The organism is Flavobacterium sp. (genome assembly GCF_024305175.1).
GTDB lineage: Bacteria > Bacteroidota > Bacteroidia > Flavobacteriales > Flavobacteriaceae > Flavobacterium.
This window is the reverse complement of record NZ_JAMWYY010000003.1, coordinates 103340-116628: the sequence shown is the minus strand read 5'-3', so window position 1 is coordinate 116628 and position 13289 is coordinate 103340. Positions and strand designations below refer to the sequence as shown.

The following is a 13289-nucleotide window of genomic DNA, read 5'->3' as shown; positions in this document are numbered from 1 at the left end:
GAATAAAAAAATCCCCATTAATGGGGATTTTTTTGATGGCAATGTACTTTAATTTAGTAAAGTAAATTATGTGTATTTATTAATCTTTAACCTGAATCTTATGTTAAACAATTATTTTCATCGTATCAACGTAGCATCGGAAGCTTTTGAAGATGAGTTGCTTGAAGCTCTAAATAAAAGGGCCGTAGCCTTTTCCGTTAAATGGAGCCAGGGCGGGCCTATCAAATTCCATAAAATCAATTGGAAGGTCAAAGGAGGTACATGGAATAGTGCAATTACACATACTTTCAACAGCACATCAGGAAATGAACTTTTTCCAATTGGTAACTTTGATCCAGGAACTTCTATATCTGTAAGTTGTGAAATCGAAGCTTTTTACGATATACCGCAGGCTGTTGCTATGTTAGTACAAAATAACCCAGGCACTGTCCTGATGCGTGATCCTTTATCCGGTCTCAAGGCATTAACTAATGGGGAAAGGTGGAAAATTCTAATGAACGTAACTATAAAGTAAGATGATTATGAAAAAACTCTATTTCTTTCTTATAGCAGCCACTAGCCTTCACGGGTTGGCACAAACGCCCTCCTCATCGTTCAGTACTATGTCGGGTATAACGCCGAAACCTGAATTGTTTGATGATATTAGTTTTGGAGGATTTGATCTTATTTCAGCTAATTTGAAATATTCGAAAGATAACAGCCTCCAAAAGGTAGTATTCTCCCCGTTCAAATTGATTCCGAAGGCAAATTATGTCAGCGATATCAGGATCAATCTGACCCAAAAAGATGAGATCTCAACATTCGGTGCTGCTTACGGCTTTGACAATACCAATCCATATAACAAATGGACTACCCGTGTATCAGATGCATTTGCAGCTATGCCGAAAAGGGTAGCAATCCGGGAGCAGAATGATGGAGAAACCGATTCGGAGTATAAAATTTATCTCGAAGGTAAATTAAGGGAAAGCAATAACGACCGGGTGAATTATTTCAAATCGCTTGCAAAAAATGCATTCTCTTTTTCTGTAGGCTATAATATTTCCTTATTTGGTATTCTGGGAGGAGATGAAGTCAAAGACGAGAACGGGTTAGTGACCAATAAATATTCACTTAAGGGCCATAGCATATCTGCAGATGCATTATATTCAGCCAATCAGGACTGGATGTTTTCAGCAGGCCTGGCTTATCAGCACAAGCGCAAATCTGCTGTCGAAGACCAGAAACTAGTAAATTATTATGGATGCAACGCTTCTTTGAGCTATAGGGCTTTTTATCTTCAAAGCGATGAGAGCTTACTTAACAATGCCGACTATATTAAAAGTTTTTTTATTCCTTCAATTATTGTAGGTGTTTCATTTGAGTATACCAAAGCGGATGGTGAGGAGGCTTTTTTTGAAAATGATATAGAAGAACAGTATATTATCACACCTTTTCTTGATGTAAAAATTACTCCGTCGAACCAGTTCAGGATCGGTGTGCCTATAAAGAAATATTCTTCGGTAAATGAAAATCAGATTGGCTTAGGACCGTTTCTGCAATATAACCTGACTTTAGCTAACAAGAGTTAGCTGGTTTTGCACTCAAAACATTATCAGGGAATAGTTAAAGGCATCGCTGATCGATGTTATAATTCGCCTGAAAGTAAGATTGATCCTGGGCAGCATTTGTTTCGCAGACTTTGGAATATGGTGCTCCCAATAGGTATTTGTCGTACCATGCATCAGCAGCAATGTGCCGTGATGCAACGGGATTTCCAGTTGCTGTAGTGACTTATCCACTTTATGCCGTAATCGGAAAGGCCTTGTCTGCCCAAAAGTTACCGAAGCGATATTAGGGTTTTGCCCGATCAGGTGTTCTCTATCAGAGTGCCATGCGACACTGTCATTACCGTTTCGGTATAGATTTAGTAGTACGGCATTAAATTCCAGCCCTGTCTCCCTTTCAACCCTGCGCCTTAACTCCAACAGGTCAGGTGTCCAGGTCAGGGCGCTTTCACCAGCCTCTTCAGCAGCTCCATACCAGGCGACCATACGGGGGGCAGTGACTACCTTATCATACATAGGCATTTGGTACTCCCGCCAGGGCGTTGTTCGAAGCAAACGCTCATAGTACTGATCTGCTTCGTCTTTAGGTATAAAGCCTTCATGTAGCATCAGCCCTAAATCCGGCAGATCAAAACTCTTGTGTGTCCTATGGCCTGAGGTAAACAGATCACTTTCATCAAATAGCAACATATTTCTTCATTAAGCATTTTACAATTATAACAGCAAATTTAAAGCTGGTATTTACCTGAAATTCCGTCCCTTATGGAACACTTCTTCAGGATCCTTCTCATCCGAGCGCGATAGGATAGACAGAGCCGATTCCGTATGGGGGACATCGGTCATATTCTTGAGCAGAGAAGAAAGATTGTAACAGGAATTGGCAATCACGTGGATGACCTCGCCTTCTATCTGCACTTTGCCCTGTACCATAAGCAAGCGGGCCTGTACGATATCCCTGCGGTATTTCTCGAATACAGTACCCCATACCACAAGGTTTGCAAATCCGGTTTCATCCTCAATCGTAACAAAAATCACGCCTTTCGCGGTCCCCGGCCTTTGCCTTACGGTAATCAGGCCGGCTACAGCCACCGAATCCCCGTTAGTCATCTTAGCCAAATGGGCCGTGGGGACTACGCGTAGACTGTGGAGTTGCGGACGCACAAAGCTCACCGGGTGGGCTTTTAAGGATAAGCCTAAAGAAGCATAATCCTCAACGACATGCTCAGCATCCGTCAATAGCGGCAGTTCAAGCTGCACCTCACCAACACTTTCGGAAGGCTGGCCTTCAAACATGCCGACAGGGCTATCCGACAGGGAGGATACCTCCCAAAGTGCCTGCCTTCGGTCCAACCCAATTGAGCGGAAGGCATCCGCATCGGCAAGTTTTTCCAAGGCTGGCATCGACACTCCCGCATCCAGCAGCGAATGCACATAGGGAAATGCCTTATGCCGCGCCGCCATCAATAACTGTACATCATCAACAGGCAATCCTTTTATCTGACGAAAACCAAGCCGCAGTGCAAAGTAGCTTCCTGATCTTTTCTCAAGTGTGTTATCCCAATGGGAATGGTTGATATCTACAGGTTTCACTTTCACGCCATGCTTCTGTGCATCAATGACGATTTGGGCAGGCTGGTAAAAGCCCATCGGCATGCTGTTGAGCAATGCCGCGGCAAATACATCCGGATAATAACACTTGATATATGATGATACATATACCAGCAGGGCAAAACTAGCCGCATGGCTTTCCGGAAACCCATACGAGCCGAAACCTTCCAGCTGCCGGAATACCCTTTTGGCAAAATCTTCCCGGTAGCCTTTAGCCACCATACCGGCCACAAGCTTTATTTCCCAATCACTTACTTTCCCTTTGGCCTTGAAGGTAGCCATGCTGCGTCTTAACCCATCCGCTTCAGCGGGAGTGAAGCCTGCCGCTACAATGGCAATCTCCATGGCCTGTTCCTGGAACAGCGGTACGCCAAGGGTACGCCCTAAGATTTCCCGAAGCTCTTCTGAAGGATATTCTACAGGGTCAATCCCGTTACGCCGCCTCAGGTACGGGTGCACCATATCACCCTGGATCGGTCCCGGCCTAACGATAGCCACTTCTATGACCAAATCGTAAAAGCATTTTGGCTTAAGCCTGGGAAGCATGGACATCTGTGCGCGGCTTTCGATCTGGAAGACACCCAACGTATCGGCATGGCTTATCATCTCGTAAACCGCAGGGTCATCCTGTGGGATGTTAGCCAGGGTATAGGCTTTTCCATAGTGCTGCCTGCACAGGTCGAATGCCTTGCGGATGCAGGTCAGCATACCCAATGCCAGTACATCGACCTTCAAAAAACCAAGCGCTTCGATATCATCCTTGTTCCACTCGATGTTGATCCGGTCCTCCATACGTGCGTTGAGTATCGGGCATAAATCTGAAAGCTTATCCCTGGTTATCACAAATCCGCCGGTATGCTGGCCGAGCTGCCTCGGAAACCCGACAAACTCCCGTGTGAGCTCCAAGGTCTTCAACAGGTGCGGATCGGCAAGGTTAAAGCCTTCAGAGGTGATGCGCCCCTGGTCAAGCTCATCGCGGAATTCCTGTATTGATGCCGCAAGCCTGTCAACGGCATCAGTCGATAATCCCATTGCCTTGGCTACATCACGGATAGCGCCCCGCCAGTGTACCTGGGTCACTGTAGCCACGATTGCAGCACGGTCACGCCCATACTTGTCGTAGATATACTGGATGACTTCCTCACGGCGCTCGTGCTCGAAGTCGACATCAATATCCGGCGGCTCATTCCGGGCATCCGACATAAAGCGGGCAAAAAGCACCTTGAATTTGGAGGGGTCAACCGAAGTGATGCCAAGGCAGTAGCATACTACAGAGTTGGCTGCCGACCCGCGGCCCTGGCATAAAATGTCACGGCTCCTGGCAAAGCGTACAAAGTCGTATACTGTCAGGAAGTAGGAAGCATAGTTTTTCCGCTCCATGAACTCCAGCTCGTAGCGGATGGTCTCGGCAATCTTTTCAGGGATATTCCCGCCAAACTTTTCATTGGCACCCTCCCAAGTAAGCATCACAAGCTCTTCCTGCGGTGTCCTTCCCCCGGAAGTTATTTCTTCGGGATAGATATAAGTGAGGCTATCAAGGGAGAATTGGCACGCATCAGCTATTTCCCGGGCAGCAACTAAAGCTTCAGGGTATTGGCGGAAGAGACGCTGCATCTCATCGGCGGGCTTAAGGTAACGCTCGGCGTTTTGGTACAGGCGGAATCCTGCATCGTGTATCGTGCACTTTTCCCGGATACAGGTCAGTACATCCTGCAATTGCCTTCGCTCGGGAATATGGTAATGCACATCGTTGGTGGCTGTAAGCTTAATCCCCAGCGTACCAGACAATTGGTTAAGGCGATACATGCGCTTATTGTCATTGGCCTGGTAAGAGCGGCTGATGCCCAGGTAAAGCGATGTTCCCAATTCAGTGCGGTATTCCCTAAGAGCTGCTTTATAACCATCGTCAAAATCAAACGCTTCATTTAATGACAGCGGTGGTATTGCGATAAATTTTATCCCTTTAGAAGAGGCATATACATCTGCCTTGTAAAGAAGGCACTGGCCTTTTTCCGTGCGCAAATTACCAGTGGAAAGCAAGCCGGAAAGCCTTGCATACGCCTCTTTGTCCGTCGGATAGGCAAGCAGCGGCGGCCCGTCGAGCAAGTCAAGCCTGCAGCCGATAATCAGCCGTATGCCGGCCTTCTTAGCCGCTACATGGGCACGCACTATGCCGGCCAGGGTATTATGGTCAGTAATGGCAATGTCGGTATATCCCAGTGCAGCAGCCTGCTCCACAAGCTCATGGGGATGCGAGCCCCCGCGCAGGAAGCTGAAATTGCTCGTGATATGTAATTCAGTGTAACTCATGCAAAAAATCCGTGTATAAACCATTTAGGCTGTTCCCCGTCATAAGGGCCTGACCGGAACAGCCAGTATCTTGCCCCATGTTCATCTTCAACAATGTAATAATCCCTATAGAGCCCATCCGAGAGCCACCATTCCTGCTCGATACGTTCCGGCCCGTCCGCTTTGCCTACTTTGTACAATTTCCCTTTGTGACGAAATAGCATCGGCGGGTAATCAGGCATTACGGCAGTCACTTCGATAGCCTCCGGGCGTAATAACAGATGAACGGGGCGGGGCAGGTCAGTGCGCCATTCAGCAGTGGGCTTTTCCCATAATGGTAAAGCCTGTTTTACGGACCTCTCCGGCCAATGGTGCTCAGCTGGCAAATAGCGGTTCACGGCATTTTGGCCCATTTTTGCGGTTACACGGTCAAGCAGTTCGGCTACCTTGAGGTCATTTTGTGAAGCTGCATTCCAAATGGCCGCCTGCTCATCGGTAACTTTTTCAGCTTTTTGGGCTTCCAGTACAAACACTTCAAAGCCAAGCGCGGGCTCCAGCGTAGCAATCTTATGCTCAAAAAGCCTGAATAGGTGATGGGTATTCCGGGATGGATGCCCAGTACCGATTTCTATCTGCTGTAATACACCGTCCACACGCAACGCCTTAAAGACAGCGCGGCGCAATCCCATCCCTTCGGTTTCCAGCCTCAGGCAAAGTGTTTCCAGTAGCCGCTGTAAGGCAATAACTATTCCTGTAGCCGAGGCAATAGGCTCCATGCTCGAAAGCCTTTCCTGATAGGGTTCGACCGGCCTTACCGGGTTTATCCATTCTATTTCCTGTCCGGATGCCTGAGCAATCCTCTTAGGCAGTTCGGGGCCAAAGCGCCTTCGCAATACCGAAGGGGGCATATCCATAAAAGTGCCGATCTGCCGCATGCCTAATTTTTTTAGCCTTGCTAAGGTTGTCGTCTCCAGCCGGAGTGCTGCAGGGGGTAAACCCCGGATAGCATTACATTGCCCTCCAGGGGGTATGATAGCAGTATTACCGAATCGTGCCACTGCCCATGCTGAAGCGATGGTATCTGCAATAGCTACCTGCACAGTGTAGCCGTAATCTCCAAGCTTAGTCCTTATATGCTCGAGGTATGCCTGTTCGCCACCCCAAAGGTGCGTACAGCCGGTACTATCTAAGATCAGCCCATCAGGCAGGTCAACGGAAACGCATGGCGTATACATGATGCTCCATTCTGCCAAGGCCTGCAAAAGCTTTTCACCCTTGCCCGGTTCCGTTTCCAGCATTTCCAGTTCCGGGAAGATCGCTTTGCAATCCGCCAGTACCATCCCGGGGTGTATCCCTTTTTTTGCAGCTGTTTCACTGACTGCGTCAATGACCATCTTTCCACGCTGGCGTGAGGCTAAAACGAAAGGCTGCCCAGTTAATCCGGGCTGCTTTCGGATTGCGAATTCCGTGAGCAGAAAAGGAAACGATATGGAAGCAAACCGCGGCATTATCCTGTATGGCGCTCGTTGTGTAGTGCAATTATCTCTTTTACTGCAAGCGGGGTAAAACTGTTACCCAGCCAGCCCATCTGCCACGTATATGGCCTGCCGTTGCGGACTTTCAGCAGTTGGATATCCCAACTGGTATGTCCAACACCGGGCAGGTCACTTTCCGTACAGCCAGGTAACGGGCTTATCTTCCAACGCGTGGTACAGGCTACGGCATTTTCCGAGCGCGGGCAATGGCGATGTATAAATCCGGTGACGCCGCTTCGCTCTACTGCCAGCTGCAGCCGCCTGGAATCTGTAAACCCTAATTCTTTTACTTCACCTATCACAGCGGTCAGCGCCTCGCATTTGAGTGCTTCCTCAATAATCCAGAGCGCTTCTTTTGGACTTGAGGCATTAATAAATACTATCTGGTCCGGCTTCAGACCGAAATGCTTTAAACCATAAGGGAATATCTTTTTATCACCTGTAATCCAAAGGCAAAGGCCGCCATCCCTGATCAAATTACCGATGATGGCAGTAATGAAGCCATTTGTAGAGGCTGCATCAGGCGCCTCATAGCTGACGAATTCATGGACAGTGCCCGTTGGGAATGAGTTTCCCGGAAAGGCAGCAGCAAAAGGGGCGAGGCCAATGTTTACCGGCTCAAGGGTAACTTTCCCTAAGCCCTGTAACGCATTGATTTCAGCCTGAAGTTGCTTTGCTATCTCTATTTTTTCAGCTGCGGTTTTCACTTTTAGATTTGAAATATCGTGATGACGATAATATGAAATAACAAAATTAGACCAGATTGTAACAAAAAAAGATATATTTGCTGTTCTAAATAGTAACAATTTCGCTTATGTCTCTCTTTTCCGACAACATTAGGTACTTAAGGCTTCAAAAAGCCATTTCTCAGGAAAAACTCGCAGATGAGCTTCTAATTACGCGTGCGAGGTATGTTAAGTATGAGTCCGGGACTTCGGAAGCCCCGTATGACATCCTGAAGCGCATAGCGCATTATTTCCATGTCAGCATTGACCTGCTACTGGGGGTTGACCTACGAAAAATTGACATGGATGGCGTGATCAGGCTTGAGGAGAACCGCATACTGCTGCCCATCACGGTAGATGCGAAGGGGGAAAATACCATTGAGATCATCCCGCATAAGGCAAGGGCCGGCTACCTCACCGGTTATAGCGACCCTGAGTTCATTGAAGGCCTGCAGCATATCGCCCTGCCGTTCTTAAGGAATGGAAAATTCCGTGCATTCCCCGTATCTGGAGACTCTATGCCTCCTCATAAGGAAGGGTCTTTTATTATCGGCCGCTATGTAGAAAGCCTGGGCGAGGTACGGGACGGAAAGACGTATATCCTGCTGACCAAAAACGAAGGCATCGTCTATAAGCGCCTTAATAAAAATGGCAGGAACAGCCTGACGCTCATTTCAGATAATGCCTTTTATGACCCTTATAAGGTCAAGGCTTCCGATGTTTTGGAAATTTGGGAGTATACCTGCAGTATTGCTACAAAGGAATATGAACCGGACGACCTGGAGCCGCAAAGCATCCGTGACCTGCTTGTAAATATTCAAAAAGACGTGAAGGCATTAAAGCAAATCAGGCCATGAGCTGTTAGCTGATATCATCAGCACTGAATATCTGCTGCATCTTCTCCTGCAATAATTTCTTATCAGGCAGCTTTGTCCTGTATTCTGCAACCATGGTAGGAGAGAGGCTTCGGCTGAGTGAGTATTCAACCACTTCATTGTCTTTGTCTTTACAGAGCAGGATACCAATACTGGGATTCTCATGCTCCTTCTTTACATCCCTGTCCAGGGCCTCAAGGTAAAAATTAAGCTGGCCTAAATGTTCGGGCCTGAACTTGTCAGCTTTGAGCTCAAAAGCTACAAGGCACTGCAGGCTCCTGTGGTAGAAAAGCAGATCAATAAAGAAATCGCTAACGCCGACCTGCAGTTTGTATTGCTCCCCAAAAAATAAGAAGTCCTTGCCTAATTCTAAGATAAATTCCTTCATTTGGCGGACTAATCCCTGTTGCAGGTCGCTCTCATCAAAATTCTCCTTCAGGTTCAGAAAATCAAATATATAACTGTCACGAAAGGCATTGATAATGTCAGGGTGAGATTCTCGCACCACCGGTGCGAGTTTTACATTCCCTAACATCGTCCTTTCAAAAAGCCCTGAAGATATCTGTCTTTCCAGCTCACGCTTACTATATCGCTCCTCTTTCGAAAGGCGTGCATAAAATTCGCGCTCTTCAGGAGTTTTACAGCGTGAGAATATGGCAAGGTTATGTGTCCAGCTAATTTCTCGCACCAAGGGTGCGAGATTTGGAAAATCCCTGTATGTCGTGAAAAACTGCCTCATCCTCCAAAGGTTCGAACCTGAAAATCCTTTCAGGCCGGGGTGGGTGAGCTGCAGCCAGGCAGCTAAATCCTCTACTACGGACTGCCCCCAATCGGCGCTTTCGATCCTGATATCGATATACTGCCCAATATTCCAATAAAGGTCAATCATCGACCTGTTGACAGCCTTAACAGCCTGATTGCGTGCAGCCGTTATCAGTTGGGCAACTTCTTCAAATTGTTTTTGTATCATGATCAATAATATTTACTATTCTTACTTGCGTACTACCAGATGCGCCAGCGCGGGATCCCCCAACAAGCGCTCCATTTCAGACTGAATGATTTCCTGGATATCCTGCTTCACCTGCTCATAATTCCGCTGCACGGCCTGTTGGTCTATTTTCCGCACTGGCTCTATTTCACGATAAGCCGCTTCCTCTTTTTTAATGGCTTCATGGTCATTCAGTATCTCGCCATGGAAGGTCTTCAGGTCAATCCTGCACAGCGGGTCGTCCGCGACCATGCCTACAAATTCACCCGAGCTTAGGGATGCAATCTTGGAAGGAGGGATGGCCGACTCCAGCTGTTTTGAGCGGCTAATGGAAGTATCATTGCTGTTGATAGAGAGACTTTCCCGATCCTGCATGATTTTGCCAAAACGCTCGGAAAGCTGCTTGGCAGTATCACCGGTTACCTGGCCAGCGATAATGTTTCCTGTAATGTTCATAATGACATCCGCCTGTTCCCTGCCATAGTCCTTCCGAAGCTGGCTGAAGTCCTGTATGCCCAAGCATGTAGCAACTTTATTGCTCCGGGCCGTAGCGATGAGGCTGTCCATGTTGTTGAGATAAATGGTCGGGAACTCATCAAAGACAAGGCTGCTTTTGAGTTTCCCTTTTTTGTTCACCTGCTTGACCAGCCGGGTCACATACAATGACAATACTGCACCATATATCTGTATCTTTTGCGGGTTGTTGCCCATGCAGACAATCTTAGGGTCATCGGGGTTGTTGATATCCAGTGTAAAGTCATTCCCCGAAAGCACATAGTAGAGTTGTGGTGACGAGAGCCTTGCCATTGCAATCTTCGCCGATGCAATCTGCCCCTCAAGCTGTTCCATCACATCGTTGAGGTAGGCATTCACAAAAGGGTTGATTAGCACCTCAATTTCCTTTTCGGTGCGCAACAGCGTGAACAGGTTGTCGTATTCCACCTGCATCAGTTCAAGCACATGGGGCAGAGTGCAGAACTCACCGTCTTTGTATTTCCTAAGGTACCATATCACCGCGGTAAGGAAATTGATGGGAGACTCAACAAAAAAATCACCCTGCTTCTTAATCCACTCACGGTTAAGGCCCATTAGGATAGTACGTGCTGATTCCGCTGCATCGGTTATGTCTGTCATCGCGGTAGGCTCAAGCGGATTGCAACGGTGTGAACGGCTGAGGTCATCGAAGTTGATTATATAGAATTTCGTCGGCACAGCATATTTATCCTTGTGCCTTAACCATGAATTATAGGCAATACGGGACAAGTCATCAAATTTAAAATCATAGACAAACATGGTAAACCCCTTGGCGATATGTTGAGTGATTACATGCCTGATTACGAAATAGGACTTGCCAGCCCCGGGTGTTCCCAGTACCATCAATGCCCTGAAAGGATTGATGATGTTTATCCAACTCGCCCTTTGCTTATCCTTTAGCCGGTACTTGGCAGGAAGGTTGATAGAATATTCATTTTCAAGCAATCGCTCTTCTTGGGGAAACGTCTCATTAAGGGCGTTGAAAATATCCTTATCATCCAGTTTTTTACGTATAATACGGGAAAGTTTTGTACCGCCTGAGAGCATCAGCAAATAGCCGGATGTACAGCTTGCCATATACAGTGATGTCGTGGCTAACATCGTAAAGCCAGCATACATAATTGCAGCAGAGCCGACGTATAAAGCAAGACCGGCGCCTATACTGCGAACAGCATGCCCGGTTGTAAGGGTTTCGTCTTTTCGTCCCCTTGCACCCAGCAATGAGATAATTAAAAAACCTAAAGCAATAAGCTTTGGCTTGTAAAAAGCTGTGTATAATCCCGTCGCGATAATGTTTGATACTATCTTGTCGGTAAAACCTGTAGTTAGTCCCAAATACCTAAAAAAAGCGTAACATTCATAGTAGAAATGCAGAAAGAGCATAAGCAGGCTTATCAGCCTTGTCATATCCAGTATCTTCCGCAACGCCTGTTCATTTTCACCTGTATTCATAACATTGTTCCTGTATTATGAAGTTCCTCTCTTTCTTCTTTTCTTCTTTCTTTTGTAGTGCTTGGATACATAGTCAGCGGTATGCTCAACGCTTGTCAGCGAACCGAGCAACCCTGCAATTTCCTTTAATATTCCAGCTTCCAGAGGATTGCTTTCCGAAAGGCTGGCAGCTATATGTTCCAGTTGCTTCCCGGTAGCAGTCCTGTTTTTATCCACCGCCTGTGGTGTTACCGTAAACCGCTCCTGCATCACCTTTGCGCTGTAGGGTTTACCGAGTGCGCTGCCGTTAAACACTGCACCTGGCTTGTGGTCTACATAAGTTAAGCCGTAAAGGAAACCTTCGCTATTCTGACGGTGTACTATTGCAATACCTTCTTTCGCTAGTTGTCCTTCTAAACCTTTTAAGTCCGGCTTTGGCTTTGCAGCGGCCTGAAAGTCAATAAGGTTTCTGATCCTTGCCATATTCGTGCTCCCGTTAATCCTGTTGCGCGCGAATTTGGCTTCAAGCCTGGCCAGTGTCGGGCTGCTGTAAAATAAGCTTGCCTTAACCGGTATGCCCACCGGCTTGCCCTGCCCATCGAGAATACGGTAGTATAGCCCTTTGTGCTTCTCCATCCGCGAGCCTTTTGCGCCGCATTCCGCCCTGATATTGTAAAGTCCCAGTACGGCATTCAACTCATGAAGGCTGGTATATTTATACCGGTCCAATACAGCCTCCAGAACATTCTGTATGGCTGAACGGGTATCTGATTTGCCGTATGTTACCGCCTTAGTGCCTGCTTTTTCCACGTTGAGGCGGGGCCTGTTTTTATCCTGCGCCTTAACCAGTTCGAAAACTTCCTCAATCCTTTTTCGCGCCGGCTCTGATTTGCGGATTCCCAAATGATGCAGGTCAATCCTGCTGCCATTTGGCTGGATATTCGTGCTGACCAGGTGCAGGTGCGGATGCCCCGCGTCAAAGTGCCGGTAGACCAGATACGGCTGGTTACCAAAACCGATATCTTTCATGTACTCCGCCGCAATCGCGGTAAGCTTTTCTGATTGAAGGTTTTTCTCAGAAGGATCGAAATTCAGCGAGATGTGGATGCTGTTGCGACGGGCATTAGTGTTAAGTTCCATACGCCTGAGAAAGTAATTCAGCTTCGCATTAAAGGACAGCTTCGACGCTTCCCCCGGAAAGTTTTCACCTGTCAGGCACACTGCTTTTTTCTCGCTTACCTTATTCTCATTATAGTTCAGTATCCGGTGTATGGAACTGCTTACCTTTATTACCGCAACCATCGCTCGGCAATCACATTCAACAGTGTTTTGGCTTCCAGTATTTTTTCCTCGAGCCTGGCAGAGGTAACGGAATATTGTACCGCCCATGAGGAGGTTTCATGTTCCTGAAGCGTATGCAGCCTTTTGACCGATTGATTGACATTATTCCCTATGGCATTCAGTTCCCGGTTGAATACTACCATCTCCTGCAACAGATCGTCCTGTGAAACATTTCGATAGGTAGTGACTATTGGCCGATCCAACAAAGCGGCACGGGCATACTGGCTGAAATTACGGCATGTGGTCTTTTGGTACCTGCTTTGTATGGCTCGATATTCCGATGGGGAGAGTCTTAAATGTATCCATTTTGTCCTGTTATTTTGATCTGTTCCCATTCCATTATCCTTTGTCATCTCACAGTAATACCCGAAATTATGCAACATCAGATAAAGAAACAATCATGGGTAAATTATGCACAT

At 47.1% G+C, this 13289-nt stretch carries 11 protein-coding genes; 3 read left to right on the top strand and 8 right to left on the bottom strand.

Annotated features, from left to right (window positions below):
• Window positions 1–100: 100 nt before the first annotated feature.
• The gene (locus tag Q0K96_RS01630) at window positions 101–514 is read left to right on the top strand and encodes a hypothetical protein (protein WP_297332265.1); all 414 of its coding nucleotides are present in this window, start codon (window positions 101–103) and stop codon (window positions 512–514) included.
• A 7-nt stretch (window positions 515–521) separates the two neighbouring features.
• Window positions 522–1568 (top strand): hypothetical protein, encoded by a 1047-nt coding sequence (locus tag Q0K96_RS01625; RefSeq protein WP_297332264.1) that lies wholly within the window; start codon window positions 522–524, stop codon window positions 1566–1568.
• A gap of 12 nt (window positions 1569–1580) precedes the next feature.
• Here Q0K96_RS01625 and Q0K96_RS01620 read toward each other — a convergent pair whose 3' ends face one another.
• The 4 genes from Q0K96_RS01620 to Q0K96_RS01605 all read right to left on the bottom strand — a co-directional run bounded on the left by Q0K96_RS01620 (window position 1581) and on the right by Q0K96_RS01605 (window position 7683).
• Complete coding sequence (locus Q0K96_RS01620; protein WP_363317223.1) at window positions 1581–2153, bottom strand: alpha-ketoglutarate-dependent dioxygenase AlkB; 573 nt, start codon at window positions 2151–2153, stop codon at window positions 1581–1583.
• 132 nt (window positions 2154–2285) lie between these two features.
• Window positions 2286–5462: an error-prone DNA polymerase gene (locus tag Q0K96_RS01615; RefSeq protein WP_297332262.1), complete on the bottom strand. Its 3177-nt coding sequence runs from the start codon at window positions 5460–5462 to the stop codon at window positions 2286–2288.
• Window positions 5459–6949 (bottom strand): DNA polymerase Y family protein, encoded by a 1491-nt coding sequence (locus Q0K96_RS01610; protein ID WP_297332261.1) that lies wholly within the window; start codon window positions 6947–6949, stop codon window positions 5459–5461. The genes Q0K96_RS01615 and Q0K96_RS01610 overlap by 4 nt, the downstream gene beginning before the upstream one ends.
• Window positions 6949–7683 carry a hypothetical protein gene (locus tag Q0K96_RS01605; protein ID WP_297332260.1) on the bottom strand — a complete coding sequence of 245 codons (735 nt, stop codon included), beginning with the start codon at window positions 7681–7683 and terminating at the stop codon, window positions 6949–6951. Before Q0K96_RS01605 ends, Q0K96_RS01610 begins: the two co-directional genes overlap by 1 nt.
• Window positions 7684–7790: 107 nt before the next feature.
• Between Q0K96_RS01605 and Q0K96_RS01600 the strand changes: the two genes are divergently transcribed.
• On the top strand, window positions 7791–8558 hold the full coding sequence (locus Q0K96_RS01600) for a LexA family transcriptional regulator (protein ID WP_297332259.1): 768 nt from the start codon (window positions 7791–7793) through the stop codon (window positions 8556–8558).
• Window positions 8559–8562: 4 nt separating this feature from the next.
• On the opposite strand, the gene Q0K96_RS01595 is transcribed toward Q0K96_RS01600, so the two are convergent.
• The 4 genes from Q0K96_RS01595 to Q0K96_RS01580 are packed head-to-tail and all read right to left on the bottom strand — an operon-like array spanning window position 8563 to window position 13205.
• Window positions 8563–9546, bottom strand: coding sequence for a PDDEXK nuclease domain-containing protein (locus Q0K96_RS01595; protein WP_297332258.1), 984 nt, complete (start codon window positions 9544–9546; stop codon window positions 8563–8565).
• 21 nt (window positions 9547–9567) lie between these two features.
• A complete protein-coding gene (mobC, locus tag Q0K96_RS01590; RefSeq protein WP_297332257.1) occupies window positions 9568–11550 on the bottom strand; it encodes a conjugal transfer protein MobC in 1983 nt (660 codons plus the stop codon).
• Window positions 11551–11565: 15 nt separating this feature from the next.
• On the bottom strand, window positions 11566–12831 hold the full coding sequence (locus tag Q0K96_RS01585; RefSeq protein ID WP_297332256.1) for a relaxase/mobilization nuclease domain-containing protein: 1266 nt from the start codon (window positions 12829–12831) through the stop codon (window positions 11566–11568).
• Window positions 12819–13205: a plasmid mobilization relaxosome protein MobC gene (locus Q0K96_RS01580; RefSeq protein ID WP_297332255.1), complete on the bottom strand. Its 387-nt coding sequence runs from the start codon at window positions 13203–13205 to the stop codon at window positions 12819–12821. Before Q0K96_RS01580 ends, Q0K96_RS01585 begins: the two co-directional genes overlap by 13 nt.
• Between the last annotated feature and the right edge of the window lie 84 nt (window positions 13206–13289).

Bases quoted from the DNA above. Each gene is read 5' to 3' on its own strand.
- Q0K96_RS01630 (WP_297332265.1), top strand. From the start codon at position 101: ATGTTAAACAATTATTTTCATCGTATCAACGTAGCATCGGAAGCTTTT.
- Q0K96_RS01625 (WP_297332264.1), top strand. From the start codon at position 522: ATGAAAAAACTCTATTTCTTTCTTATAGCAGCCACTAGCCTTCACGGG.
- Q0K96_RS01620 (WP_363317223.1), bottom strand. From the start codon at position 2,153: ATGCTACATGAAGGCTTTATACCTAAAGACGAAGCAGATCAGTACTAT.
- Q0K96_RS01615 (WP_297332262.1), bottom strand. From the start codon at position 5,462: ATGAGTTACACTGAATTACATATCACGAGCAATTTCAGCTTCCTGCGC.
- Q0K96_RS01610 (WP_297332261.1), bottom strand. From the start codon at position 6,949: ATGCCGCGGTTTGCTTCCATATCGTTTCCTTTTCTGCTCACGGAATTC.
- Q0K96_RS01600 (WP_297332259.1), top strand. From the start codon at position 7,791: ATGTCTCTCTTTTCCGACAACATTAGGTACTTAAGGCTTCAAAAAGCC.
- Q0K96_RS01595 (WP_297332258.1), bottom strand. From the start codon at position 9,546: ATGATACAAAAACAATTTGAAGAAGTTGCCCAACTGATAACGGCTGCA.
- mobC (WP_297332257.1), bottom strand. From the start codon at position 11,550: ATGAATACAGGTGAAAATGAACAGGCGTTGCGGAAGATACTGGATATG.
- Q0K96_RS01585 (WP_297332256.1), bottom strand. From the start codon at position 12,831: ATGGTTGCGGTAATAAAGGTAAGCAGTTCCATACACCGGATACTGAAC.
- Q0K96_RS01580 (WP_297332255.1), bottom strand. From the start codon at position 13,205: ATGGGAACAGATCAAAATAACAGGACAAAATGGATACATTTAAGACTC.